This window comes from Providencia sp. TYF-12 (genome assembly GCF_041344805.1).
GTDB lineage: Bacteria > Pseudomonadota > Gammaproteobacteria > Enterobacterales > Enterobacteriaceae > Providencia > Providencia huashanensis.
This window is the reverse complement of the sequence record NZ_CP166833.1, coordinates 805,197-828,431: the sequence shown is the minus strand read 5'-3', so window position 1 is coordinate 828,431 and position 23,235 is coordinate 805,197. Positions and strand designations below refer to the sequence as shown.

The 23,235-nt window shown below is 38.8% G+C and carries 19 protein-coding genes; 8 read left to right on the top strand and 11 right to left on the bottom strand.

From position 1 onward, the window contains the following. Positions 1 to 95: 95 nt before the first annotated feature. Positions 96 to 1,271, bottom strand: a complete 1,176-nt coding sequence (gene nhaA / locus ABE954_RS03600; protein WP_048608421.1) for a Na+/H+ antiporter NhaA — start codon at positions 1,269 to 1,271, stop codon at positions 96 to 98. Between the two features lie 390 nt (positions 1,272 to 1,661). On the opposite strand from nhaA, the gene ABE954_RS03595 reads away from it, so the two are divergent. Continuing rightward, the gene (locus ABE954_RS03595) at positions 1,662 to 2,510 is read left to right on the top strand and encodes an EamA family transporter (protein ID WP_129466869.1); all 849 of its coding nucleotides are present in this window, start codon (positions 1,662 to 1,664) and stop codon (positions 2,508 to 2,510) included. A gap of 175 nt (positions 2,511 to 2,685) precedes the next feature. Then, on the top strand, positions 2,686 to 4,086 hold the full coding sequence (locus tag ABE954_RS03590; RefSeq protein ID WP_048608426.1) for an amidohydrolase: 1,401 nt from the start codon (positions 2,686 to 2,688) through the stop codon (positions 4,084 to 4,086). 70 nt (positions 4,087 to 4,156) lie between these two features. Here the strand turns inward: ABE954_RS03590 and dnaJ are convergent, their stop codons facing one another. Together dnaJ and dnaK are read right to left on the bottom strand one after the other, a co-directional pair. After that, positions 4,157 to 5,290 carry a molecular chaperone DnaJ gene (gene dnaJ, locus ABE954_RS03585; RefSeq protein WP_042846986.1) on the bottom strand — a complete coding sequence of 378 codons (1,134 nt, stop codon included), beginning with the start codon at positions 5,288 to 5,290 and terminating at the stop codon, positions 4,157 to 4,159. A 105-nt stretch (positions 5,291 to 5,395) separates the two neighbouring features. Next, positions 5,396 to 7,312, bottom strand: a complete 1,917-nt coding sequence (gene dnaK / locus ABE954_RS03580; protein WP_048608428.1) for a molecular chaperone DnaK — start codon at positions 7,310 to 7,312, stop codon at positions 5,396 to 5,398. 336 nt (positions 7,313 to 7,648) lie between these two features. Between dnaK and satP the strand changes: the two genes are divergently transcribed. Then, the gene (gene satP / locus ABE954_RS03575) at positions 7,649 to 8,215 is read left to right on the top strand and encodes an acetate uptake transporter (protein WP_042846988.1); all 567 of its coding nucleotides are present in this window, start codon (positions 7,649 to 7,651) and stop codon (positions 8,213 to 8,215) included. A gap of 94 nt (positions 8,216 to 8,309) precedes the next feature. Here the strand turns inward: satP and mog are convergent, their stop codons facing one another. Continuing rightward, positions 8,310 to 8,891 carry a molybdopterin adenylyltransferase gene (gene mog / locus ABE954_RS03570; RefSeq protein WP_042847030.1) on the bottom strand — a complete coding sequence of 194 codons (582 nt, stop codon included), beginning with the start codon at positions 8,889 to 8,891 and terminating at the stop codon, positions 8,310 to 8,312. 187 nt (positions 8,892 to 9,078) lie between these two features. Further along, the gene (gene tal, locus ABE954_RS03565) at positions 9,079 to 10,032 is read right to left on the bottom strand and encodes a transaldolase (RefSeq protein ID WP_042846989.1); all 954 of its coding nucleotides are present in this window, start codon (positions 10,030 to 10,032) and stop codon (positions 9,079 to 9,081) included. A 353-nt stretch (positions 10,033 to 10,385) separates the two neighbouring features. Here tal and yaaA point away from each other — a divergent pair, with 353 nt between their 5' ends. Further along, the gene (gene yaaA / locus ABE954_RS03560) at positions 10,386 to 11,162 is read left to right on the top strand and encodes a peroxide stress protein YaaA (protein ID WP_048608432.1); all 777 of its coding nucleotides are present in this window, start codon (positions 10,386 to 10,388) and stop codon (positions 11,160 to 11,162) included. 187 nt (positions 11,163 to 11,349) lie between these two features. Beyond that, positions 11,350 to 12,345, top strand: coding sequence for an aldo/keto reductase (locus ABE954_RS03555; RefSeq protein WP_042846991.1), 996 nt, complete (start codon positions 11,350 to 11,352; stop codon positions 12,343 to 12,345). 54 nt (positions 12,346 to 12,399) lie between these two features. Here ABE954_RS03555 and ABE954_RS03550 read toward each other — a convergent pair whose 3' ends face one another. Genes ABE954_RS03550 through ABE954_RS03530 form a run of 5 tightly spaced genes read right to left on the bottom strand, consistent with a single transcriptional unit; the run spans position 12,400 to position 19,031 of the window. After that, positions 12,400 to 12,822, bottom strand: a complete 423-nt coding sequence (locus tag ABE954_RS03550) for a DUF411 domain-containing protein (RefSeq protein ID WP_042846992.1) — start codon at positions 12,820 to 12,822, stop codon at positions 12,400 to 12,402. A gap of 43 nt (positions 12,823 to 12,865) precedes the next feature. Further along, on the bottom strand, positions 12,866 to 16,003 hold the full coding sequence (locus tag ABE954_RS03545; protein WP_371025729.1) for an efflux RND transporter permease subunit: 3,138 nt from the start codon (positions 16,001 to 16,003) through the stop codon (positions 12,866 to 12,868). A gap of 3 nt (positions 16,004 to 16,006) precedes the next feature. Then, positions 16,007 to 17,275, bottom strand: coding sequence for an efflux RND transporter periplasmic adaptor subunit (locus ABE954_RS03540; protein ID WP_042846994.1), 1,269 nt, complete (start codon positions 17,273 to 17,275; stop codon positions 16,007 to 16,009). A gap of 17 nt (positions 17,276 to 17,292) precedes the next feature. Then, positions 17,293 to 17,634, bottom strand: a complete 342-nt coding sequence (locus tag ABE954_RS03535; protein ID WP_042846995.1) for a copper-binding protein — start codon at positions 17,632 to 17,634, stop codon at positions 17,293 to 17,295. Positions 17,635 to 17,636: 2 nt separating this feature from the next. Next, on the bottom strand, positions 17,637 to 19,031 hold the full coding sequence (locus ABE954_RS03530) for an efflux transporter outer membrane subunit (protein ID WP_187550677.1): 1,395 nt from the start codon (positions 19,029 to 19,031) through the stop codon (positions 17,637 to 17,639). 162 nt (positions 19,032 to 19,193) lie between these two features. On the opposite strand from ABE954_RS03530, the gene ABE954_RS03525 reads away from it, so the two are divergent. The 3 genes from ABE954_RS03525 to ABE954_RS03515 all read left to right on the top strand — a co-directional run bounded on the left by ABE954_RS03525 (position 19,194) and on the right by ABE954_RS03515 (position 21,855). Further along, positions 19,194 to 19,877, top strand: a complete 684-nt coding sequence (locus ABE954_RS03525) for a heavy metal response regulator transcription factor (RefSeq protein ID WP_048608439.1) — start codon at positions 19,194 to 19,196, stop codon at positions 19,875 to 19,877. Then, complete coding sequence (locus tag ABE954_RS03520; RefSeq protein WP_371025728.1) at positions 19,870 to 21,258, top strand: Cu(+)/Ag(+) sensor histidine kinase; 1,389 nt, start codon at positions 19,870 to 19,872, stop codon at positions 21,256 to 21,258. Before ABE954_RS03525 ends, ABE954_RS03520 begins: the two co-directional genes overlap by 8 nt. A 129-nt stretch (positions 21,259 to 21,387) precedes the next feature. Next, entirely contained in the window at positions 21,388 to 21,855 is a 468-nt protein-coding gene (locus ABE954_RS03515; protein ID WP_166686983.1) for a hypothetical protein, read from the top strand. 81 nt (positions 21,856 to 21,936) lie between these two features. Here the strand turns inward: ABE954_RS03515 and thrC are convergent, their stop codons facing one another. Further along, a complete protein-coding gene (gene thrC, locus ABE954_RS03510) occupies positions 21,937 to 23,232 on the bottom strand; it encodes a threonine synthase (RefSeq protein WP_048608444.1) in 1,296 nt (431 codons plus the stop codon). Between the last annotated feature and the right edge of the window lie 3 nt (positions 23,233 to 23,235).

The following is a 23,235-nucleotide window of genomic DNA, read 5'->3' as shown; positions in this document are numbered from 1 at the left end:
TGCCGCAGTATATTCACAATATACTGCGGCATATCATAGAGTATTAGCTCGGAAATTCTTACTAATAATTTGAAAAATTATTTCGATAGTATGAACTATACTGACTCTTTTTGCTTCGGTAAGACTACCCTTAACATAAAATAACCTAAGAATGCTGCTAATGTAGAGCCAATTAAGATCCCTAGGCGTGAATAGGTACTATACACCTCATCAAGCCCATCAAATGCGAGACCCGTTATAAAAATAGACATAGTAAAACCGATCCCACATAGAACCGAAACAGCAAAGACTTGCTTTAAGTTAATCGACTCAGGTAATTTTGCAAACCCAAGTTTTACCGAAACCCAACTAAACAGAAAAATCCCAATTGGTTTACCGAGAATAAGCCCCGCAGCGACACCTAATGGCAATGGGCTGAGTAACCCTTCAAAAGTGACGCCTTGTAGCTGAACGCCCGAATTCGCAAAAGCAAATATAGGTAAAATTAGATAGACAACCCATGGGTGTAAAACATGCTCTAATTCTTCAGAAGGCTTAGTCTTATTCGTACCATGTAATGGAATTAAGAAGCCAACAATAACACCCGCTAATGTAGCATGAACACCTGATTTTAATATGCACACCCACAGTATGATACCAATAACCAAATATGCGGCAGTATTCTCAACCCTACGCCAATTCATTACACATAACAAGGCGATACATAATGCTGATAAACCTAAGGCAATCAGAGATACAGAACTTGTATAGAAAAATGCAATAATAACAATGACACCAAGATCATCAATAATGGCTAGTGCTAATAAGAACACTTTTAATTCTGTTGGTACACGCTTTCCTAATAGCGCCATCACTCCCAATGCAAATGCAATATCAGTTGCAGCAGGTATCGCCCAACCTTGTTGAGTAACACTGTCTCCGCCATTAAATAAAAGGTAAATTAATGCAGGTGCTAACATTCCTCCAAGTGCTGCAATTGCAGGAAATATGGCTTTATCTCGTCCAGCAAGAGATCCTTCTAATAATTCACGCTTTACTTCAAGGCCAACAACCAAAAAGAAGATCGCCATTAAGAAGTCATTAATCCATAATATCAATGGCTTATCCAAACCAAACTCTGATATTTTAATGGACACGGGGATATCTAAAAATTGCTGATAAGCCCCTTGTAATGGTGAATTAGCCATTACTAAAGCGACTATGGCAGCAATAATCAGAAGTAAGCCCCCTGCTGCTTCTAACCTTAAAAATTTACGAATAATTGCTGTCATATATATAACCCCAGTATTTTTTTGAATGTTAATACTATGCTAATTATTAATTCGTAAAAAATCGTTTATTTATCCATTACCACTCGGAATAGACGATGTTTTAAGGGCGATGATCACGCTAAATGATAAAAAAACGTTAATTTTACTATAGACAATTTTTATAAAAACAAATAATAACTTTTGTTAAAAATAAACTTTATAAATTCAACTTTTATTACAGTACAAAATCTACATTTCTTTATGTCCTGATAAAAGCTTCCTCCTTTCTTTATTCGATTCCTTTCGCAAAAAAGTTAAATGTGGGAGACTGCTAATAAAATAGTTGCCAAGCGCTTCTCAAAAACGATGTGGTTAATTTGCCAATAAAACACTAACGATTACTATTTAACGATGACAACTTACGTACTATTTGCCGTACTTTTCGCTGCTTTTTGCCATGCGACTTGGAATGCCCTAGTTAAATTTGGCAGTGACCGTTTCTTCGGCCTTGTGATGATTTCTTTTTTTTCAGGGGTATTAACCATACCTGCAATACTTTGGCTTGGTTTACCTTCGCCTGAGGCCATCCATTGGCTTGCGTTATCGGTACTGTTTCATATTGGTTATACCTACTTTTTGAGTCAGGCTTATACATACGGCGATCTAGGGCAGATTTACCCAATATCTCGTGGGTCTGCACCTTTAATAACGGCTCTACTTAGTGCTTTATTATTCAATGAGTTAATACCATTAATGGGGTTTATTGGCATCCTATTAATTATAAGTGGTGTTGTCTTAATTGCTTTTGCAGGGAAAAAATTCACCTTAAATATCAATGGGAAGGCGCTCACCTTCGCTTTATGTACCGCTTTTTTTACGGCTTGCTATACCCTATCAGATGGTCATGGTTCTCGATCTAGCGAAGACCCTGTGGTGTATACACTTTGGTTATTTTTATTAAATGGGGTCGTATTAATCGTACCTGGCATCATTAAATACCGTCGTCGTTTATTGAGCGGGGTTCAGCAATATTGGCGTTCAGGGCTATTAGGTGGGTTAATGCAACTTATCAGTTACGGGATTGCAATATGGGCAATGAGCCAAGCACCTATTGTCGTCGTTGCTGCCATTAGAGAAACCAGCGTTCTGTTTGCCATGTTTTTATCGATTGTTTTTCTGAAAGAAAAGTTCAATATGATGCGGGTCATTGCCTGTGTCGTTATTTTATTTGGTGTCTTACTCGCTAAACTCAGCACCTAATATACTAATACACTGATATTACTAATAAAATAACTATTAGTTTTTATAATAGTCTCTGTAAACTATCATTGGTATATCAAAATACCCAGAGTGATTGCAATTAACTTCACTCTCAAACACCCTGAAACGATATATAAAAAACGCAGCTAATTTTTCATTTAGATATGAGGCAATAATGTCATTCTCAAAATCCTTACTAGCACTAACTGTTATCAGCGCTTCTTTCACCAGCTTTGCTGCTACGCCCGCTGATATCATGATTGTTGATGGTACTGTCCTCACTATGGATAATAAAAAACAAGTTATCGACCACGGAACCGTTGTGGTTAAAGACAACAAAATCATAGCTGTTGGGGGGCCTGAGCTAGCAAAAAATTATCAAGCATCAGATGTTCTAAATGTTAATGGTGATATTGTTATGCCTGGGCTAATTAATACCCATACTCACGCCTCTATGACTGTATTTCGCTCTTTAGCCGATGATGTGCCTGACCGCTTACATCGCTATATTTTCCCATTAGAAAGCAAAATGGTATCTCGTGAGATGGTACGTATTGGGGCAAATCTCGCCAATATCGAAATGATTAAAGGTGGTGTTACCACATACGTTGATATGTATTATTTTGAGGATGAAGTCGCTAAAACAGTAGATAAAATTGGTTTAAGGGCGGTACTAGGGGAGTCAGTCATCAAATTCCCTGTGGCTGATGCGAAAAATGCCGATGAAGGCATTGAATATGCCGTTAACTTTATTAACCAATATAAAAATCATCCACGTATTACACCAGCTTTCGCCCCTCATGCTCCCTATACCAATTCAACTGAACATTTGCAGAAAATTGCTAAGTTATCTCAAGAACTGAATGTGCCAGTGATGATCCACCTCGCCGAAACAGACCGTGAACAAGAAGAAATTGCGAAACGCACTGGTGGTAAAAGCCCTGTTCAGTACATGGCTGATATTGGCGCATTGAATAATAAAGTTATCGCCGCCCATGCCATTATGGTCGATGAAAAAGACATGGATTTATTAAAGCAATATGATGTAGGTGTCGCACATAATATTAGTGCGAATACTAAATCAGCTAAGGGAGTTGCTCCCGTAACAACTATGCTAGAAAAAGGAATTCGGGTAGGTCTAGGGACCGATGGGCCGATGTCGAGCAACACGCTAACCACCTTAAATGAACTCAATTTGGTCGGTAAAATTCACAAACTCGAAAATAAAGATAGAGCTGCTATGCCACCTATTACCGTTGTTGAAATGGCAACAATGGGTTCTGCTCGAGCACTACATATGGAAGACAAATTAGGTTCCCTTGAAGAAGGTAAGTTGGCAGACATTATTGTTATTGATACTAAATCACCAAATATGGTTCCTATGTATAGCCCATATGCTGCTTTAGTGTATGGAGCCAATGGCTCGAATGTTCGCCATACTATTGTTGATGGTAAGCTATTGATGAAAGATCGCCAATTACTGACCGCAAATGAGGGGTCAATTATTGCAGAGGCCCAAGATTTTGCTAACCAAGTACGTAAAACGGTGATTGCTAGCGGAGAAGTTGTTAAATAAGGTATAAAAATGGCTGACTTCACCATATGTAAAGTCAGCCATCCAGCTTGATTTATTATTAACTAATTATTTATTTAGTTAAATCATCAAAGAATTTTTTAACACCATCTAAAAAACTTTTAGAACGAGGGCTATTCTTTTCTCCCCCTTTTCCACCTAACGACTCACCAAACTCTTGCAGTAATGCTTTTTGTTTCTCATTCAGTTTGACTGGTGTTTCGACCACAATGTGGCACATTAAATCACCTTGTAAGCCCCCACGAACGGATTTCACCCCTTTCCCTTTCATGCGGAAAATTTTACCGGTCTGAGTTTCTGCCGGGATTTTTAGTTTCACACGCCCATCAAGAGTTGGGACTTCAATTTCCCCTCCAAGTGCAGCGTCAGCGAAGTTAATAGGCACTTCACAATGCAAGTTATTACCATCACGCTCAAAAATATTATGAGGTAATACATGAACCTGAACGAATAAATCCCCTGATGGCGCCCCATTTTCACCGGCCTCACCTTCGCCAGATAAGCGAACGCGGTCACCTGTATCAACCCCTGCAGGAATTTTTACTGATAAGGTTTTATACCTTTCAACTCGACCATGACCATGACATTTATTGCATGGGTCTTTAATCACTTTACCGCGACCATGACAGGTTGGGCAAGGCTGTTGTACTGAGAAAAAGCCTTGGCGCATATGTACTTGCCCCATCCCATGACAGGTTGAGCAGGTATCTGCACTGGTCCCTGGTTTAGCACCATTTCCATGGCACACATCACAGGTTTCCAGTGTTGGAATACGAATTTCTTTGGTCACTCCACGGACGGCTTCTTCAAGAGTCAGTTCCATGTTGTATTGCAGGTCAGAACCACGGCTTGGGCGTTGCTGTCTGCGGCCGCCTCCAAAAATATCACCGAAGACGTCACCAAAGATATCGCTAAAGTCAGCACCACCGCCGAAACCACCGCCGCCCATTCCACCTTGTTCAAACGCCGCATGGCCATATTGGTCATAAGCTGCACGTTTTTGATCATCAGATAGAACTTCGTAAGCCTCTTTAATTTCTTTAAATTTGACTTCGGATTCGTCTTTATTCCCCTGATTACGGTCAGGGTGATACTTCATTGCTAAGCGCTTATAAGCCCGCTTAATATCTTTTTCGGAAGCATTTTTCTCGAGGCCTAGAACCTCATAAAAGTCTCTTTTTGCCATTCTCTATTTACCCTTAACATGCGGAACGGGCGTAGAGTTTCCTCGACGCCCGTATCCGGTATCAGTAACTATCATTTGCTACAGCTACTGCGCCCGCTAAGGGCATTATTTTTTGTCTTTGTCGTTAACTTCTTCGAATTCAGCATCAACAACATCATCATCTTTCTTAGCTTCAGCGCCAGTTGCATCTGCGCCACCAGCTTGAGCTTGTTGTTGTGCAATTTCTAAAAGTTTCGCAGATGCAGTTACTAAGGCTTGGATTTTCGCTTCAATATCTGCTTTATCTTCACCTTTAGATGCTGCTTCTAACTCAGAAGTTGCTTTTTCGATATTCGCTTTATCTTCCGCTGGGAGTTTATCACCGGCTTCTTCGATTTGTTTACGAGTACCATGCACCAGTTGGTCAGCTTGATTACGAACTTGAACCAACTCTTCAAATTTACGGTCAGATTCAGCGTTCGCTTCTGCGTCACGTACCATTTTTTCGATTTCCTCGTCATTCAGACCAGAGGAAGCTTTAATAGTGATATTTTGCTCACGACCACTGTTTTTATCTTTCGCAGAAACATGCAAGATACCATCAGCATCAATGTCGAAAGTAACTTCAATTTGTGGCATACCACGTGGTGCTGCTTGGATACCATCTAAGTTAAACTGACCCAGTGATTTGTTATCACTTGCACGTTTACGCTCACCTTGCAGAACATGGATAGTTACTGCAGCTTGGTTATCTTCAGCGGTTGAGAATACTTGGCTGTGTTTCGTTGGGATAGTCGTGTTCTTCGAGATTAACGAAGTCATCACACCGCCCATAGTTTCGATACCTAAAGACAGAGGCGTTACGTCAAGTAACAGAACGTCTTTAACATCACCCGCTAAAACACCACCTTGGACTGCTGCACCCATTGCCACTGCTTCGTCAGGGTTCACGTCTTTACGTGGCTCTTTACCGAAGAAATCAGCAACAACTTTTTGTACCATTGGCATACGTGTTTGACCACCAACTAAAATAACGTCGTTGATTTCACTCACGCTTAAACCTGCGTCTTGTAGAGCAACTTTAACTGGCTCCATTGAACGCTTAACTAAATCTTCTACCAGTGACTCTAATTTCGCACGAGTCACTTTGATATTCATATGTTTAGGACCTGTTGCATCCGCAGTAATATACGGCAGGTTAACATCAGTTTGTTGTGCAGAAGACAGCTCAATTTTTGCTTTTTCTGCAGATTCTTTCAGACGTTGCATTGCTAACGGGTCGTTACGCAGGTCAACACCTTGTTCTTTCTTAAATTCTTCAACTAAGTAATTGATTAAACGAGTATCGAAGTCTTCACCACCTAAGTGAGTATCACCGTTGGTTGCCAGTACTTCATATGTTTTTTCGCCATCAACTTCATCGATTTCGATAATTGATAAGTCGAATGTACCACCACCTAAGTCATAAACCGCAATAGTACGGTTACCAACTTCTCTATCTAAACCATAGGCCAGAGCAGCAGCTGTTGGTTCGTTAATGATACGTTTTACTTCTAAACCAGCGATACGACCCGCATCTTTAGTTGCTTGACGTTGCGCATCATTAAAGTATGCAGGAACAGTGATAACAGCTTCTGTTACAGGCTCACCTAAATAGTCTTCTGCTGTTTTCTTCATTTTTTTCAGAACTTCAGCTGAAACTTGTGGTGGAGCCATTTTTTGGCCTTTCACGTCTAACCAAGCATCGCCGTTATCAGCCGCAATAATTTTATATGGCATGATAGAAACGTCGCGTTGAACTTCTTCGTCTTGGAAACGACGACCAATCAAACGTTTGATTGCAAATAAAGTATTTTCAGGGTTAGTCACAGCCTGACGTTTTGCTGGCTGACCAACTAAAATTTCACCATCTTGAGTGTACGCAATGATGGAAGGAGTAGTTCTATCACCTTCGCTGTTCTCCAGAACACGAGCTGTAGTACCATCCATAATTGCAACGCATGAGTTTGTTGTACCCAAGTCGATACCAATAATTTTACCCATCTAAAACGCCTCCAAAGGAATTCTTTTCACTATGATTTCGATATCAATCTATATGTGGCTCAATATTTCATTTTCAAGGGAGTTTTCACTCTGAGCTCAAAATTATTTTTAAATACGCAATAATTCTGATTGATATCCGTCGATGTCTTAAAGATGGGGTCACAAATCCATTCATCAAGGGGGGAATTAAAAAAAATTTGCATTTATTGCAAAAAAACCTGTCTTGTGATCATGGTTTGAGCAATTGAAACTGCGTATGATCCGCCGTTGCTGCCAACCAGGCAGCATTAATCAACTTATATCCACTTGAATTTTATATATTTTACTAGAGGTTATATGCAGCCTAGCTCTCTTGCAAATCCAGGCCCGCTTGGTTTACTCGGCTTTGGTATGACAACCATCCTGCTAAATATCCATAATGCAGGTTTCTTTCCTCTTTCATCTGTTATTTTAAGTATGGGGATTTTCTACGGTGGGCTTGCTCAATTTATTGCTGGATTGATTGAGTATAAAAAAGGCAATACATTTGGTGCAACCGCATTTACCTCCTACGGCATGTTTTGGATTTCATTAGTTGGTTTATTATTTTTACCAACATTAGGGTTAGCCGAAGCAACTTCCCCTGAGTTTTTAGGCGTCTTTCTCGCTATTTGGGGAGTCTTTACCTTTTTTATGTTCTTAGGAACCTTCAAAGCAAACTTAGCACTGCAATTTGTCTTTGGTAGCTTAACGGTTTTATTCGCGCTATTAGCCATTGGAAATATAACAGGCAATGCCACATTACTGAAATTTGCAGGTTTTGAGGGCATTATCTGCGGCGCCAGTGCATTTTACTTAGCTGTTGCTGAGATTTTAAATGAACAATATGGCAAAACAGTATTACCTATTGGGCAGCGCAGTTAATGATAAGGAATAGTTTTTAATTATTTACCTTAAATCGTTTTAATCAGGTGGGGAACACTCACCTGATTACGTTCAATGACACTTCTCACGATAACTATTCTGACCGGATCGCCGATTTAGGCCTAAAAGCTTTGACTATTGCAGGGTCAGTTTCCACATATGGGCCGTCAAGTAATTGAATGCAATATGGAATACTGGCAAAAATCCCAGAGACTAATACATTACCGTCTTTATCTTTTAACCCCTCAAGAGTCTCGGCAATTGCTTTCGGCTGCCCTGGCAAGTTCAAAATTAAAGCTTGATTACGGATCACACCAACTTGGCGGGATAAAATCGCCGTAGGGACAAACTTCAAACTAATTTGGCGCATTTGTTCACCAAACCCGGGCATTTCACGGTCTGAAACCGCAAGAGTTGCATCTGGAGTCACATCACGGCGAGCTGGCCCAGTACCACCTGTTGTTAGAACCAAGTGGCAAGCAAATTCATCCACCAGCTCACACAGTGTTTGCTCAATCATGATTTGCTCATCAGGGATCAGGCGAGTTTCAATACGAAAAGGCGTTGTCAGCGTTTTTGCTAACCACTCTTCTAATGCAGGAATACCTTTATCTTCATAAATACCACTCGAAGCACGATCAGATACTGAAACCAGACCTATGCGCAATTCATTCATATAAACCTCAAAAAATTGATCAATCAGAAGCTGTTTACTCATGGGTAAACAGGCTCTTATCATATCATGATGCGTTTTTTCATACAGCGCCCTCAATTTTATATATTGAAATTGAGAACTAACTCAATGAAAAATTTCCATAAAAAAACCCAGCTCGTAAGCTGGGTTTGAATAGAAAAAGGTAATATTACAGTAAATCTGCAATCATTTTTTCCAGTTTTTCTTGGTCTACCGCAAACTTACGAATACCATCAGACAGTTTATCAACCGCCATTGGGTCTTGGTTATGCTGCCAGTAGAACTCAGCTTCAGTCAGTTTTTCACCTGGCTCTTGAGTTTTACCCGCATCAGTCAGTTTACGAACTAATTCACCTTGTGATTCAGATAACTCTTTCAGTAAGCCCGGAGAGATTGTTAGACGGTCACAACCTGCTAATTCGATGATTTCACCAACATTACGGAAGCTTGCACCCATCACTACTGTTTTATAGCCATGAGCTTTGTAGTAGTTATAGATTTCAGTCACAGAAATCACACCTGGGTCTTCTTGTGGCGCAAATTCTTTTTTATCCGTATTGGCTTTGTACCAGTCAAGGATACGGCCTACAAATGGGGAAATTAGGTAAACCCCCGCTTCCGCACAAGCACGAGCTTGAGCAAAAGAGAATAATAAGGTTAGGTTACAGTTAATGCCTTCTTTTTCTAGTTTCTCCGCAGCACGGATACCTTGCCAAGTTGAAGCGAGTTTAATCAGAATACGGTCATTGCTGATGCCAGCATCGTTGTACATTTTGATTAAATGGCGAGCTTTAGCAATACAAGCTTCTTCGTCATAAGAAAGACGCGCATCAACTTCAGTAGAAATACGACCCGGAACTAATTTCAGAATTTCCAGACCGATATTAACTGCCAGTTTGTCACAAGCATCAACAATTTGTTGCTCGCGGTTGCTGCTTTGCTTACGCGCCCACTCTACCGCTTCATCGATTAGTTTGCGGTATTCAGGCATTTGTGCAGCATTTAAGATCAGCGACGGATTAGTTGTCGCATCTTGTGGTTTGTATAGCTTCATCGCTTCGATGTCGCCAGTATCAGCAACAACGGTTGTCAGACTACGTAAGGAGGTTAGTTTATCGGTCATTTCTTTAATCTCGTTGTTATACCCGTCATACTTCAAGCTGTAGTGGTGTTTGCTTACCACCTACCTACAATTTGAATTACTTTGCGTATTATAAAGGAATTGTGGCTATAGCCGCACCGTATACAGATAATATCATGCATCCACATTGCTGCAAGCAAGGAAATCCAGTCAGAAGCAACTATTTGATTGGCAATCGGTTTCGCCCCTTGATATAAAACTGAATCCTTTTAGCTAAACATCATTGATTAAAGAATAACAAAAAACAATATTGGTTTGGCTTATTATATCAATTAGCCATTAAGGATGAATTTTTGCTAAAGTAACGGCTATCATTGTTTAAAAAGGGTCAAGTCATGCTGATTACTATTTCACCTGCAAAAACATTAGACTACGAAAGCCCCCTGGCAACCCAGCAATTCACACAACCCGAGCTATTGGCTGAATCACAGAAACTGATTAATGTATGCCGTAAGCTAACCCCCGCTGATATTGCAAGTTTAATGAAAATTAGTGATAAGCTAGCAGGGCTCAATGCCGCTCGTTTCGCAGAGTGGCATGCTGATTTTACACCTGACAATGCAAGGCAAGCTATTTTAGCGTTTAAAGGTGATGTCTATACTGGCATGCAAGCCGAAAGCTTTTCTCAAGCAGATTTTGAATTTGCCCAATCTCACTTGCGTATTTTATCTGGTCTGTATGGCGTATTAAGGCCTTTAGATTTGATGCAGCCATATCGCTTAGAAATGGGCATTCGTTTAAAAAACACCCGTGGCAAAGACTTGTATGAATTTTGGGGAGACATTATCACCAAACAGCTTAACCAAGCACTTGCAGAGCAAAAAGACCAAGTGCTCGTCAACCTTGCATCCGATGAATATTTTAAATCAGTGAACACTAAAAAACTGGATGGCGAAATCATTAAACCTATTTTTCTTGATGAAAAAAACGGTAAATATAAAGTCATCAGTTTTTATGCAAAGAAAGCTCGTGGTTTAATGAGCCGGTTTATTATCCAAAATAAATTAACGAAAACAGATCAGCTTTCTGATTTTAATTTAGATGGTTATCAATTTGATGAAAGCCAGTCTAAAGGTAATGAGTTAGTCTTTACCCGCTCAGAACAGCCTTAAAACTCAAATTCAGGTATTGCTATAAGGTCAATACCTGATTATTTCAAGATGTTTTATTTTTTCGTACCCCATCACAGTTTAATAATAAAGCCTGCATACTCACAAAAATTCGCATCGATTACTCAGTTTACGGTTTCAGTTTATGACAACATAGGTTAAGTTTTACCCACTATTTTGGAGGTAAAGTATGCCTTATGTTGCATCATCAAAGCGCTATACTGAAATGGAGTATCGTTCATGTGGCCGTAGCGGGTTACGTTTACCAATGATTTCATTAGGGTTATGGCATAATTTCGGCGATAACAAACCTTTTGATAATTGCCAAGCCATGCTTCGGCACGCATTTGACCTTGGGATCACCCATTTTGATCTCGCCAATAATTATGGCCCACCACCCGGTGCTGCGGAAAGCAAATTTGGTCGGATCTTACAACAAGATTTCCTACCTTATCGTGATGAAATGATTATTTCTTCAAAAGCAGGTTATACCATGTGGGATGGCCCTTATGGTGATTGGGGAAGTAAAAAATATCTTATTGCAAGCCTAAATCAAAGTTTGAAACGGATGGGACTTGATTATGTCGATATTTTTTATCATCACCGCCCTGATCCAAACACCCCTTTAGAAGAAACCATGGGGGCTCTTAACCTCATTGTGCGCCAAGGTAAAGCATTATACGTAGGTATATCTAATTATCCTACAGATGTAGCAAAGGAGGCCATCAGTATCCTCAATAAATTAGGTACTCCATGTCTTATCCATCAACCTAAATATTCCATGTTAGAACGCACGCCCGAAGAAGGACTCCTTGATTTACTGGAAGAAGAAGGGGTTGGCTCTATCGCTTATTCACCACTGGCTGGTGGAATTTTAACTGACCGCTATTTAAACGGTATCCCTGCCGATTCACGGGCTGCCGGTAACCCTTCACTACCGCCAGAAAGGCTCACTTCAAGTGTTTTATCTAAAGTCAAACAGTTGAACGAACTTGCGGAAAAAAGAGGTCAAAAACTCAACCAAATGGCCTTAGCATGGCTACTTCGTCATGACCGAATCACCTCGGTATTGATTGGTGCTAGTCGCATTAGCCAAATTGATGATGCTATGGGGATATTGAAAAATCGCGCTTTTACGCAACAGGAACTTAAAACTATTGAATTGATTTTAGAGGATTCAATATAAATTGCTTCTTAAGGCAAGTTGCAGAGTATATCTGCAACTTGATAATAATAAAAACTAACGGTATTCACCATTCGCTTTAAATTGGACGACGGAATATGGCTGGGTTCTGCCATCCGGTTGTTCCATCCCTAAACTGCCAATTGGCATCCCCGGCACCGAAATGCCAACGACATCCGCGGGGAGTGATTCAATAGCGTCAAGACTACTTACAGGGACATGACCAACAATCACTTTCCCTTTATATTTCGCAATATGGCAGCTACGTAAATTATAAGGCACCTTTAATTTATCATTTAACTGGCTTAATTCATCATAACTTATCTCATTAATAACAACATCATAGCCCGCTTTATTAATTGCTTCCCCCCATAACTGGCAGCAGCCACAGTTTGCATCTTTATACAATTGTACGCTTTCTGCTTGCGAAAAAGCCGAAAATGACAGTAATAACATTCCACTTAAAATTAGTTTTTTCATCCAGTTCACCTTTTAAATAATCACTAATAATATTTATAAAAATCTATTTTTTATTGCTCGCCTGACAAATTAGTTTGTATGCAGCAGGAATAATAAATAACGATAATAATGGTGCAGTGATCATTCCTCCAATCATGGGGGCTGCAATCCGACTCATCACTTCAGAGCCAACTCCAGTACCTAATAAAATAGGTAATAAACCTGCTAAAATTACCGCAACCGTCATGGCTTTAGGTCTGACTCTAAGTACTGCACCTTCATATAATGCACTATCTAAATCTTGTTTTGATAACTGGTTAATTCCTTGCACTTTTTCTTTATCTTCAATAGCATGTCTTAAATAAATCAACATAACAACACCGAACTCAGCGGCTACGCCCGCCAATGCAATGAACCCCGTTCCCGTCGCAACGGATAAATTAAAATTCATCCAATAAAGGAACCAAATAGCCCCGACTAAAGCAAAAGGTAGGCTGAGTAAAATAAGTAATGCTTCACTGAAACGCCTAAAAGCTAAATACAACAACACAAAAATGATCATAATAGTTGCGGGTACCATTAGCATAAGCTTTTGGTTAGCTCTTTCTAATAATTCAAATTGCCCTGTAAATGAATAACTCAACCCCGGCTTCATTTGGATGTTATCTTTTATTGCGGCATCAATATCTTTAATAACAGAAACCATATCGCGGTCTCGTGCGTCAATATAAATCCAACTTGTTGGACGTGCATTTTCTGTTTTCAACATAGGTGCCCCCATATTGACAGCCACATCGGCGACATCACTCAGTACAATTTGTTGCTTACTTGGCGTTAAAATCGGTAATAATTTCAATGCGGAAACACTATTTCGATGATCCTGTGGATATCTTAGACTTATGGGATAACGTTCAATACCTTCTACCGTTTCACCAATCATTTCCCCCCCTGTCGCCATCGATATATACACTTGTACATCGCTAATACTCATTCCATAACGGGCGGCTTTTTCTCTATCAATCTTGACATCAATATAGCGGCCACCAACCAACCTTTCTGCTAATACAGAAACAACACCGGGCACAGATTTAGTTACTTTTTCAATTTCTTGCGCTAAAGCATCAATTTCTTGGAGATCTTTACCTGAAACTTTAATCCCGATAGGGCTTTTTACCCCCGTTGAAAGCATATCGATCCGGTTACGAATTGGTGGAACCCATAGGTTTGCAACCCCTGGTAAACGAACTGTTTCATCTAATTCGTCAATGATTTTTTCAAGCGTCATCCCTTCTCGCCACTGTGATTGTGGTTTCAAACGAATTGTCGTTTCAATCATTTCCATAGGAGCGGAGTCTGTTGCCGTCTCAGCTTTACCAACTTTGCCAAATACAGTGTCTACTTCAGGAATGGTTTTTATAAGCTTATCGGTGTTCTGTAATAAAAATGCAGCTTGAGCGGGTGAAACCCCCGGCAATGTTGAAGGCATATATAACAAGTCGCCCTCATTAATTGATGGTAAGAATTCACCGCCTAAATGCTTTAACGGCCATATCACGGTAAATAGTGTTAAAAAACCGATTAATAATGTCGTTTTCGGCCATGCTAAAACCTTAAGCAAAATAGGGCTATACAGTGAGATAAGCCAACGGTTGAGTGGGTTTTTATTTTCATTTGGAATATTACCGCGGATCCAATACCCCATTAAAATAGGGATCACTATTAACGCTAAGGCAGCTGCCCCAGCCATTGCATAGGTTTTTGTAAACGCAAGTGGTCCAAATAACCGTCCTTCTTGCCCTTCTAACGTAAAAATAGGGATAAAAGAAAGAGTGATAATTAATAAACTAATGAATAAGGCAGGCCCAACTTCCACAGCGGAATCAGTTATAAGTTTCCAACGCTGAGCATTATCGAGTATTTTACTTTCATTTTGGTGTTGCCATTTTTCTAATTTTTTATGGGCGTTCTCTATCATCACGATTGCAGCGTCAACCATCGCACCAATCGCAATTGCAATCCCCCCTAACGACATAATATTTGCATTTATTCCTTGATAGCGCATTACAATAAAAGCAATAAATAAACCAAGCGGTAAAGAAATAATAGCCACTAATGCCGAACGAAAGTGCCATAAAAAAACGGCACAGACGAGGGCTACAACAATAAATTCTTCCAGTAATTTATAACTTAAATTATCTATAGCATTATCAATTAATATGCTTCTATCATAGGTTGTGATGATTTCAATACCTTCGGGTAAGCTAGCTTTTAAATCATCAAGTTTTTGTTTTACATCTTGGATAACATCACGTGCATTTTCACCTGAGCGAAGTAAAATTATTCCACCAACAACTTCCCCCTCACCATTCAGCTCCGCGACCCCACGGCGCATCTCAGGGCCTTCTTGTACTCGAGCAACATCTTGTAAATAAATAGGAATGCCACTTTCAGATGTTTTCAGGTAAATTTTATTAAAATCATCCAGTGACTGAAGATAGCCACTAGCTCTAACCATATACTCAGCTTCAGCAATCTCAATTGAAGAGCCCCCAGCTTCTTGGTTAGCCATCTCTACCGATTGTTTTATCTCAGGTAAAGTAATTGAGAACTGGGCAAGCTTCAGAGGGTCAACCACTATTTGGTATGATTTCACCACACCACCAACGGTTGCTACTTCCGAAACATTAGGCAGCGCTTTTAATTCATACTTCAAAAACCAATCTTGTAATGAACGTAATTCAGCTAGATTATGCTTTCCAGTTTTATCGACTAAAGCATATTCAAAAACCCAGCCTACCCCTGTCGCATCTGGTCCAATCGATGCGACTGCCCCTTTAGGTAACTTAGTTTGAACCTGATTTAAATACTCCAAAACCCTTGAACGAGCCCAGTACAAATCAGTATTATCTTCAAAAATAACATAAACATATGAATCGCCAAATGCAGAAAAACCTCGTACTGTTTTGGCACCTGGTACAGATAACATCGTGGTAGTTATTGGGTAAGTAACTTGGTTTTCAACTAACTGTGGGGCCTGACCCGGATAGGTCGTTTTAATAATGACTTGAACATCGGATAAGTCAGGCAAGGCATCAACTGGTGTATGGCGAATACTCCAGAGGCCTGCAATAACTAAAAAAACTACCCCCATTAATACCAAGAACCGATTAGCTACTGAGCGTCTTATAATCCATTCCAACATAGTCTACTCCTGAGATTTATGTGATGAATGATTAGATGGTGTGGCTTGCTCAGAAAGTGCTTCCATTCGTGCTAATGCACCAGCAATATTGGCTTCAGAATCAATAAGGAAAATACCTTGAGTCACTATAGGCTCTCCAACTTGTAAACCTTCAGATATGGCTGTCATTTGTTGAGATTCCTTGATGACCCGGACTTTTTTCGGGATAAACTCACCGTCTTTCCCTACCGCAATCACATGTTGTTCTTTACCTGAATCCACTATCGCCTGAGAAGGAATTAACAGACTTTCTTTATCTTCAGCGACTAAATTTAAATAAGCAGTCATCCCAGGTTTTAATAAATTTTCTCCATTTGTAATTTCTGCACGAATATTAATAGTCCGGCTAGCCGCATCAGCACTCGGTAATATCAACCAGTTATTTACTTTAAATTGGTGATTAGGATAAGCAGGAATAGCAACAGAAAATTGAACCTCTTTATTCAACAATTCTGCTGTTGATTGTGAAATAGATGCATTCAACCATAATGGAGTTGTTCCTTGAATTTGAGCAATAACTCCTTCTTTTGTCACATTCATTCCAAGGCGTAGGTTTAGTGCTGTAATCACCCCTGAAATAGGCGCTTTGATGATAAAACGAGTTTGTACTTTGCTACTTTTAATAAATTGAGCAATTGAATTTTCTGGCATGCCATTTAAACGTAGGCGTTCAAGCACGCTATTAAGATCTGTTTGTGGAACGCCCATCTGCTTCAAGGCGAGATATTCACTTTGAGCTTCGACCCATGCAGGGATGGTTAACTCAGCGATAGCTTCTCCTTTTTGGATCTGCTCGCCCACCGTAAATGGATAAACTTTTTCGACAAAACCACTTTCCCGTGCTTGTACGATGGCAAATTGGTGGTCATTAAATACAATTTCAGCAGGAAATGTTAAGTCATAGTTTAATTTTCCCCATTTCACAGCCACTGTTTTTACACCTAAATTTTGCGTTTGTGTTGGGTTAATAGTGACCCCTTTACTATCTGCTGAAGCTAAATTCTCATCCGCATATTTAGGTACTAAGTCCATATCCATAAAAGGAGACTTACCCGGCTGCTCAAATTTAGTATTTGGGTACATCGGGTCATACCAATATAAAACGGTGCGCTCTTGTTTTTCAGTTTCCTGTACCAGTTTTTCATCTACAAAGAAATAACGGTAAAATAAAATTGAAATCGCACTCGATAAAATAACCACAAGCAGTAATTTGGCCAGGTTGACTAATGACATAACATCTCTCTATCTATTTAATTTATCTTTTCGATTGATTTCAATATGGAAAGGTTGCCTTTTTGAGAAAAAGAAAACGTTAGTTCATCATTCTCTTGTAAACCTTTAATCATATTTTCATCTTCATAGGTAAAACGCATAGTCATTGGTGGCCAACCAATACTTTCAATTGCTTGGTGGTTAATTGTTAGTTTTTTATTCGCTTTATCAATCGCAATTAACTTACCTTCTGTGTTAATAACCGGCTCAGCAACTTTTTCTGGGTAAACAGAATGATCGTGCTCCGCTGTATTTGCGTAACCTATCGTTGTGAACATCCCTATCGAAAGGGCAAAAATAACTTTATTCAAATTTTTCATGTTTACGATCCTATTTGTCCGCCACCTAATGCAGAGAATAAATTCACTTCATTCTTCTGCTGCTCTATTTTCAACATCAATAAATTCTGTTGCTCTGTAAATAAAATTCTTTGTGATTCAAGAACATCTAAATAGCTTAAACTGCCATATTGGTAACTAGCTTGTTTTTGAGCCAATACATGTTCTAACGTTTTGACATACTGCTTTTGAGAGAATATTTGTTTTTCTAAACTAGACTTAATCGCCAACGCATCTTTCACTTCACGAAAAGCCACTTGGATATTTTTCTCGTAATTAACAATTGCTTTATTTTTGCGAATAGTCGCTAGCTCTAAATTTCGGCTATTTGTACCACCAGTAAAAATAGGGAGTGTAATTTTAGGAATAAAATTCCAAATACCATTCGAGGAATCAAATAGTCCCGACAAAGAGTCATTACTATTCTCAATGCCAGTATTGAAAGAAATAGAAGGGAAGAATGCCGCTCTTGCTACACCAATATTCGCATTTTCTGAAATAATATTTTGCTCTGCCGCCATAATATCAGGCCTTTTTAATAACATTTCAGAAGGTATATTTGAGGGGGTTATAATAAGTGGATACTTTGGCTCATAGCTCGTTGAGGCTATTTTTATTTTCTCAGCGTAATCATGCGTCAAGAAATTGACTAAGTTTTCATTTCTTACTATTTCACTATTAATTTTTTCTATACTAATTTCAATGGATTGAACTTGCCCTTTCGCTTGCTCTAAATCTGATAGTGTCGCATTTCCTGCTGCAACTTTTTGCCTCACAATAGATTGGCTGTTGAGATAACTGTTTTTTGTTTCTTTAGCAATTAATAAAAGTTGTTGGTTGTATACCACATCTAAATATGCGTCAGCGACAGCCTTAATCGTTAAAATTTGTGTAGCTCGGCTCATTTCTTTAGAAGAAAGGAATTTTGCTTTATCAGCTTCTGATAAATTCTTAATACGACCAAAAAAATCGAGCTCATAACTAATATCAATACCCGCACTGTATTTTTTATTTAGAGATGAATCAGAATTCAGTGACTGGTTATAATCACCACTCGCTGATGAGCTAATTTGTGGGTACTTTTCAGCCTGAGACAAGCCAAAACGAACACGAGCTTCTTCCACATCTAATGCGGCAAGATAAAGGTCACTGTTCTTTTCAAGGGCTGTCTGTATCACCCTTTTCATTTGCGGGTCTTGAATAAACGCTTGCCAGCTAGGTATAGAAAATGTCGATTCCCTTGTTCTGCTAGCGGCCGTTAAATCAGAATGTAATTGTTCTGGTACATTAGACTTTGGGCGCTGATATTCAGGAGCGAGAGAGACGCACCCTGTTAAAATTAGAGCATGAGCTATCAGTAATATTTTTGGTGAAAACATGGTATAGCCACGCCCCTAGTAATTAAAATTATTGCTATGGTAAAAAACACCTCCTGTTAGATTCATGACATGAAAATGACAAATTTGTCATTTTACATTTGTTGGTTTCAATGCTTAGAATAAAGCTGGATAAAATAGCTCCAACTCAGCTTTGAGGTACTTGTGAAATTACTTATTGTAGAAGATGAACATAAAACCAGAGAATATTTATCAAAAGGGTTAACTGAATCTGGTTTTATTGTCGATGCGATAGAAAATGGTATTACGGGGCTTCATATGGCAACAACAGAAGAGTATGACCTCATCATCCTTGATGTCATGTTGCCTGATATTAACGGTTGGGAAATAGCGAAAAACCTACGTACTATTGGCAAAAACACTCCTATATTAATGTTAACTGCATTAGGTAATGTTGAGCATCGAGTGAAAGGCCTTGAACTTGGCGCTGACGATTATCTTGTAAAACCTTTCGATTTTTCTGAATTACTTGCTCGTGTTAGAACTCTTTTACGTCGAGGAAATAATAATATTCAAAAAACTCAATTTTCTATTGCTGATTTGCATGTTGATTTAATTAAAAGACGAGTCACTCGGTCTAATGAAAAAATTAATTTAACGAGTAAAGAATTTGCTTTGCTTGAGCTTTTTGTTCTACATCAAGGCGAAGTGCTATCACGCTCTTTAATTGCATCAAAAGTATGGGACATGAATTTTGATAGCGACACCAATGTTATTGATGTCGCGATTAAGCGTTTAAGATCAAAAATCGATCATAATTACGAACCGAAACTGATCCATACCATTAGGGGTATGGGGTATTTACTTGAGATCCCAGAAAATGAATAAGCTATTTCGCTCCCCGATCTCTATTTCTGCTCGGCTTATTTTCTTGATCAGCATCACCCTTTCCCTTGCATTGTTATTATTTAGCTGGCTTATGATCAACTCTGTCGTTTTGCATTTTAAACAGCAAGATGAATATACACTCAACCAAATTAATTTAACGATCCACAGTTTATTAAACGAAAATGCTGGCTCACAAGATGAGCAATATACACTGATCAGAACTATTATTAATGAACATCAAGATATTGTGGTTTATTTGAGTGACAATAATGGAAAGGTATTAACATCACCGAATGCAACAACAGAACTTATTTCCCACTTAAAAAATTATGACCCTAGCAAAAGCAATAAAGACCTCTACCTTAAAAATTACCGCCTGTCAGAAAGCTATATTAAAATCAGTGGCCCTTCAGAAGCAAAAAAATATCGGCTAGTAACAGCTTTATCCTTAAATTTCCATCATGATTACCTTAATTCACTAATAAATAATTTAATTATCAGTGCGGTTTTGCTATGTTTTTTAACCGTTTCTATTGTTTATTTTCTTGTTATCAAAGGGTTGAAACCACTTAAAGATGTCAGTGATGAAATAAAAAATGTCACCTCAGAGAATTTAAGTATTCGCTTAGACCCAACCGCTGTCCCTAAAGAACTAAAACAATTAACTATTTCATTTAACCAAATGTTGGTTAAAATTGAAGATGTTTTTGTCAGGCAAACCAATTTTTCAGCGGATATAGCCCATGAAATGCGCACTCCTATCACTAATTTAATGACTGAAACACAAATATCTTTAAATAAAAATCGAACAAAGGAAGAATTAGTCGAGGTGCTTTATTCAAACTTGGAAGAATATAATCGACTATCACGGATGATCTCAGACATGTTATTTCTGGCGCAAGCCGATGATAACCGATTGATCCCAGAGAAAAAACAGATCAATCTTAAGGAGGAAATAACTTTAATTCTTGATTACTTTGAGTTTTTAGCAGAAGACAATGAAATTCAATTAAAACTTATTGGTGAAGCAAACCCTATTTTTGCAGATAAAAACATGCTTCGTCGAGCAATTACCAATTTAATTTCGAATGGCATCCGCTATACGCCAAAAGGTGATTCCGTCAGTATAAATTTGGCAAATGTCAAAGGTGGAATTGAGATTATCATTAGTAACCCAGGTAAAAAAATCCCTGAAGAACATCTCCCTAAGTTATTTGATCGCTTTTATCGGGTGGATAAATCAAGGCAAAGAAAAAATGAGGGAAGTGGAATTGGTTTAGCGATTGTGAAATCAATTATACTTGCACATAAAGGATCTATTCAGATTACTTCAGATGAGTATTCTACCCGTTTTACAATTTTCCTTCCTAATAATATATAAAATTTCTCATTTAGAGTTAAAAAAGAAAAATGGCAGATTTGTCATTTTTCTGTCAGGTATTAGACAGAAATAAACCCTTATTATAACCATATAGAAAGTTATTCTGTTTTATTTTAATAAGGATTTATCATGAAAAAAGTTATTTTGACTTTAGGGCTTATCGTTGTCACTGCTAATATGGCTTACGCAAAACCTGAAAATAATATACATAAAAATGCGGCAACGGCGCTTTCATTTACTGAGAATAGCACATCTGCATCGACTCAAAAGGCGATTAATAACCACCTTAATCAAGCTGGAATTAATACAAAAAAAGCCATTAACCAAGGATTAAGTTTTTCTGAATTAGATAGCCATGCTAAAGCGGCTGTTGCCCTTAGTTTTACTAAAAATAATACGTCACCAACTATGAGGCAAGCAATTTTAAATCACAAAAGCCAATCTAAAGATTTTCAACAATCAAAACCTTTGAGCTCAACATTATTTACCGATATGAATGAACATGAGAAGGCAATTACTATTCTGAAGTTTAATAAAAATAGTTCCTCAGCGAATATTCAAAATGAAATTAACCGTCATTTAGAGCAGCTCAATTAATAGATTAAATTTACTTGTTCATTCACTTGAATAAATAACGGAGGCCAGAGCCTCCGTTATTTATTAATATGCTATTTACTCTTATTGCTTAGGTGCTAATTTCATCAAGAATGTACGCAACTCTGCAAAATCAGAAGGTAAGAAATGCGATAACAGCGGAAGTTCAGCACGCTCAGCAAGCTCTTTTGGTAAAGGGATCTGTTTACCTAAGATTTCCTCGACACTTTCTTTAAACTTAGCTGGGTGAGCCGTTCCTAAAAATAGTCCGTATTCCCCTTGTTGTAGCTGATCACGTAAAACACGATAAGCAACAGCAGCATGTGGTTCTGATAGATAACCTTTTTTATCCAATTCACGTACGGTTTCTTTTGTCACATCATCATTAACCGTGCCATAACCAAGATCTTTCAGTGACCAGCCTTTACGACGGAATAATTCCTCAATGCGTGGCCAGTTATTTGGTTGGCTAACATCCATAGCGTTCGACAAAGTAGCTACGGTTTGATGTGGTTTCCACTCGCCTTCAACAAGATAGCGTGGGACAGTATCATTCACGTTAGTCGCTGCAATAAAACGCTTAACAGGTAACCCCATTGATTTAGCTAATAAACCTGCGGTTAGATCCCCAAAGTTACCACTTGGTACAGAGATCACGAGTTGATCACGTTTTTCAGCTGGGATCTGTGCAACGGCTTCAAAATAATAACAAATCTGAGCCAGTAAGCGGCTAATATTGATCGAGTTAGCTGAGTTAAGGTATAGGGCCTTTTTCAGTGCTTCATCATCAAATGATTGTTTGACTAATGCTTGGCAAGCATCGAAATCATCTTTGATAGCAACGGTATGAATATTGTCACCCAGTGTACAGAATAGCTTTTCTTGTAACGGGCTGATTTTCCCTTCTGGGTATAAAATAACAACCTGCACATTTTTTAAACGATAAAATGCATGTGCAACTGCTGCCCCTGTATCACCGGAGGTTGCCGTTAAGATAGTAACTGGTTGGTCACCTGCGACTTGCCCTAAAGCTTGAGCCATAAAACGCCCACCAAAGTCTTTAAATGCTAGCGTAGGGCCGTGATAAAGCTCTAAAGTCGCGATATCTTCCTCAACCTTAGACACTGGTGCAGGGAAGGCAAATGCGGCTTTCACGCGTGCAGCTAATTCTTCTTGAGGAATTTCATCACCAATAAAGGCATTTAAAATACGGCTACTACGTGTCACGAAATCTAATTTTAATAGTTCTTCAATTTCGCTTGCACTAAACTCTGGCAGATCTTGCGGAAAAAATAAGCCTTGTTGTTTACCAAGCCCCTGCTTAACTGCCTGTGCAAAACTTACTTGTTCGTTATTATCTTTTAAATTATACAGTTTCATTAT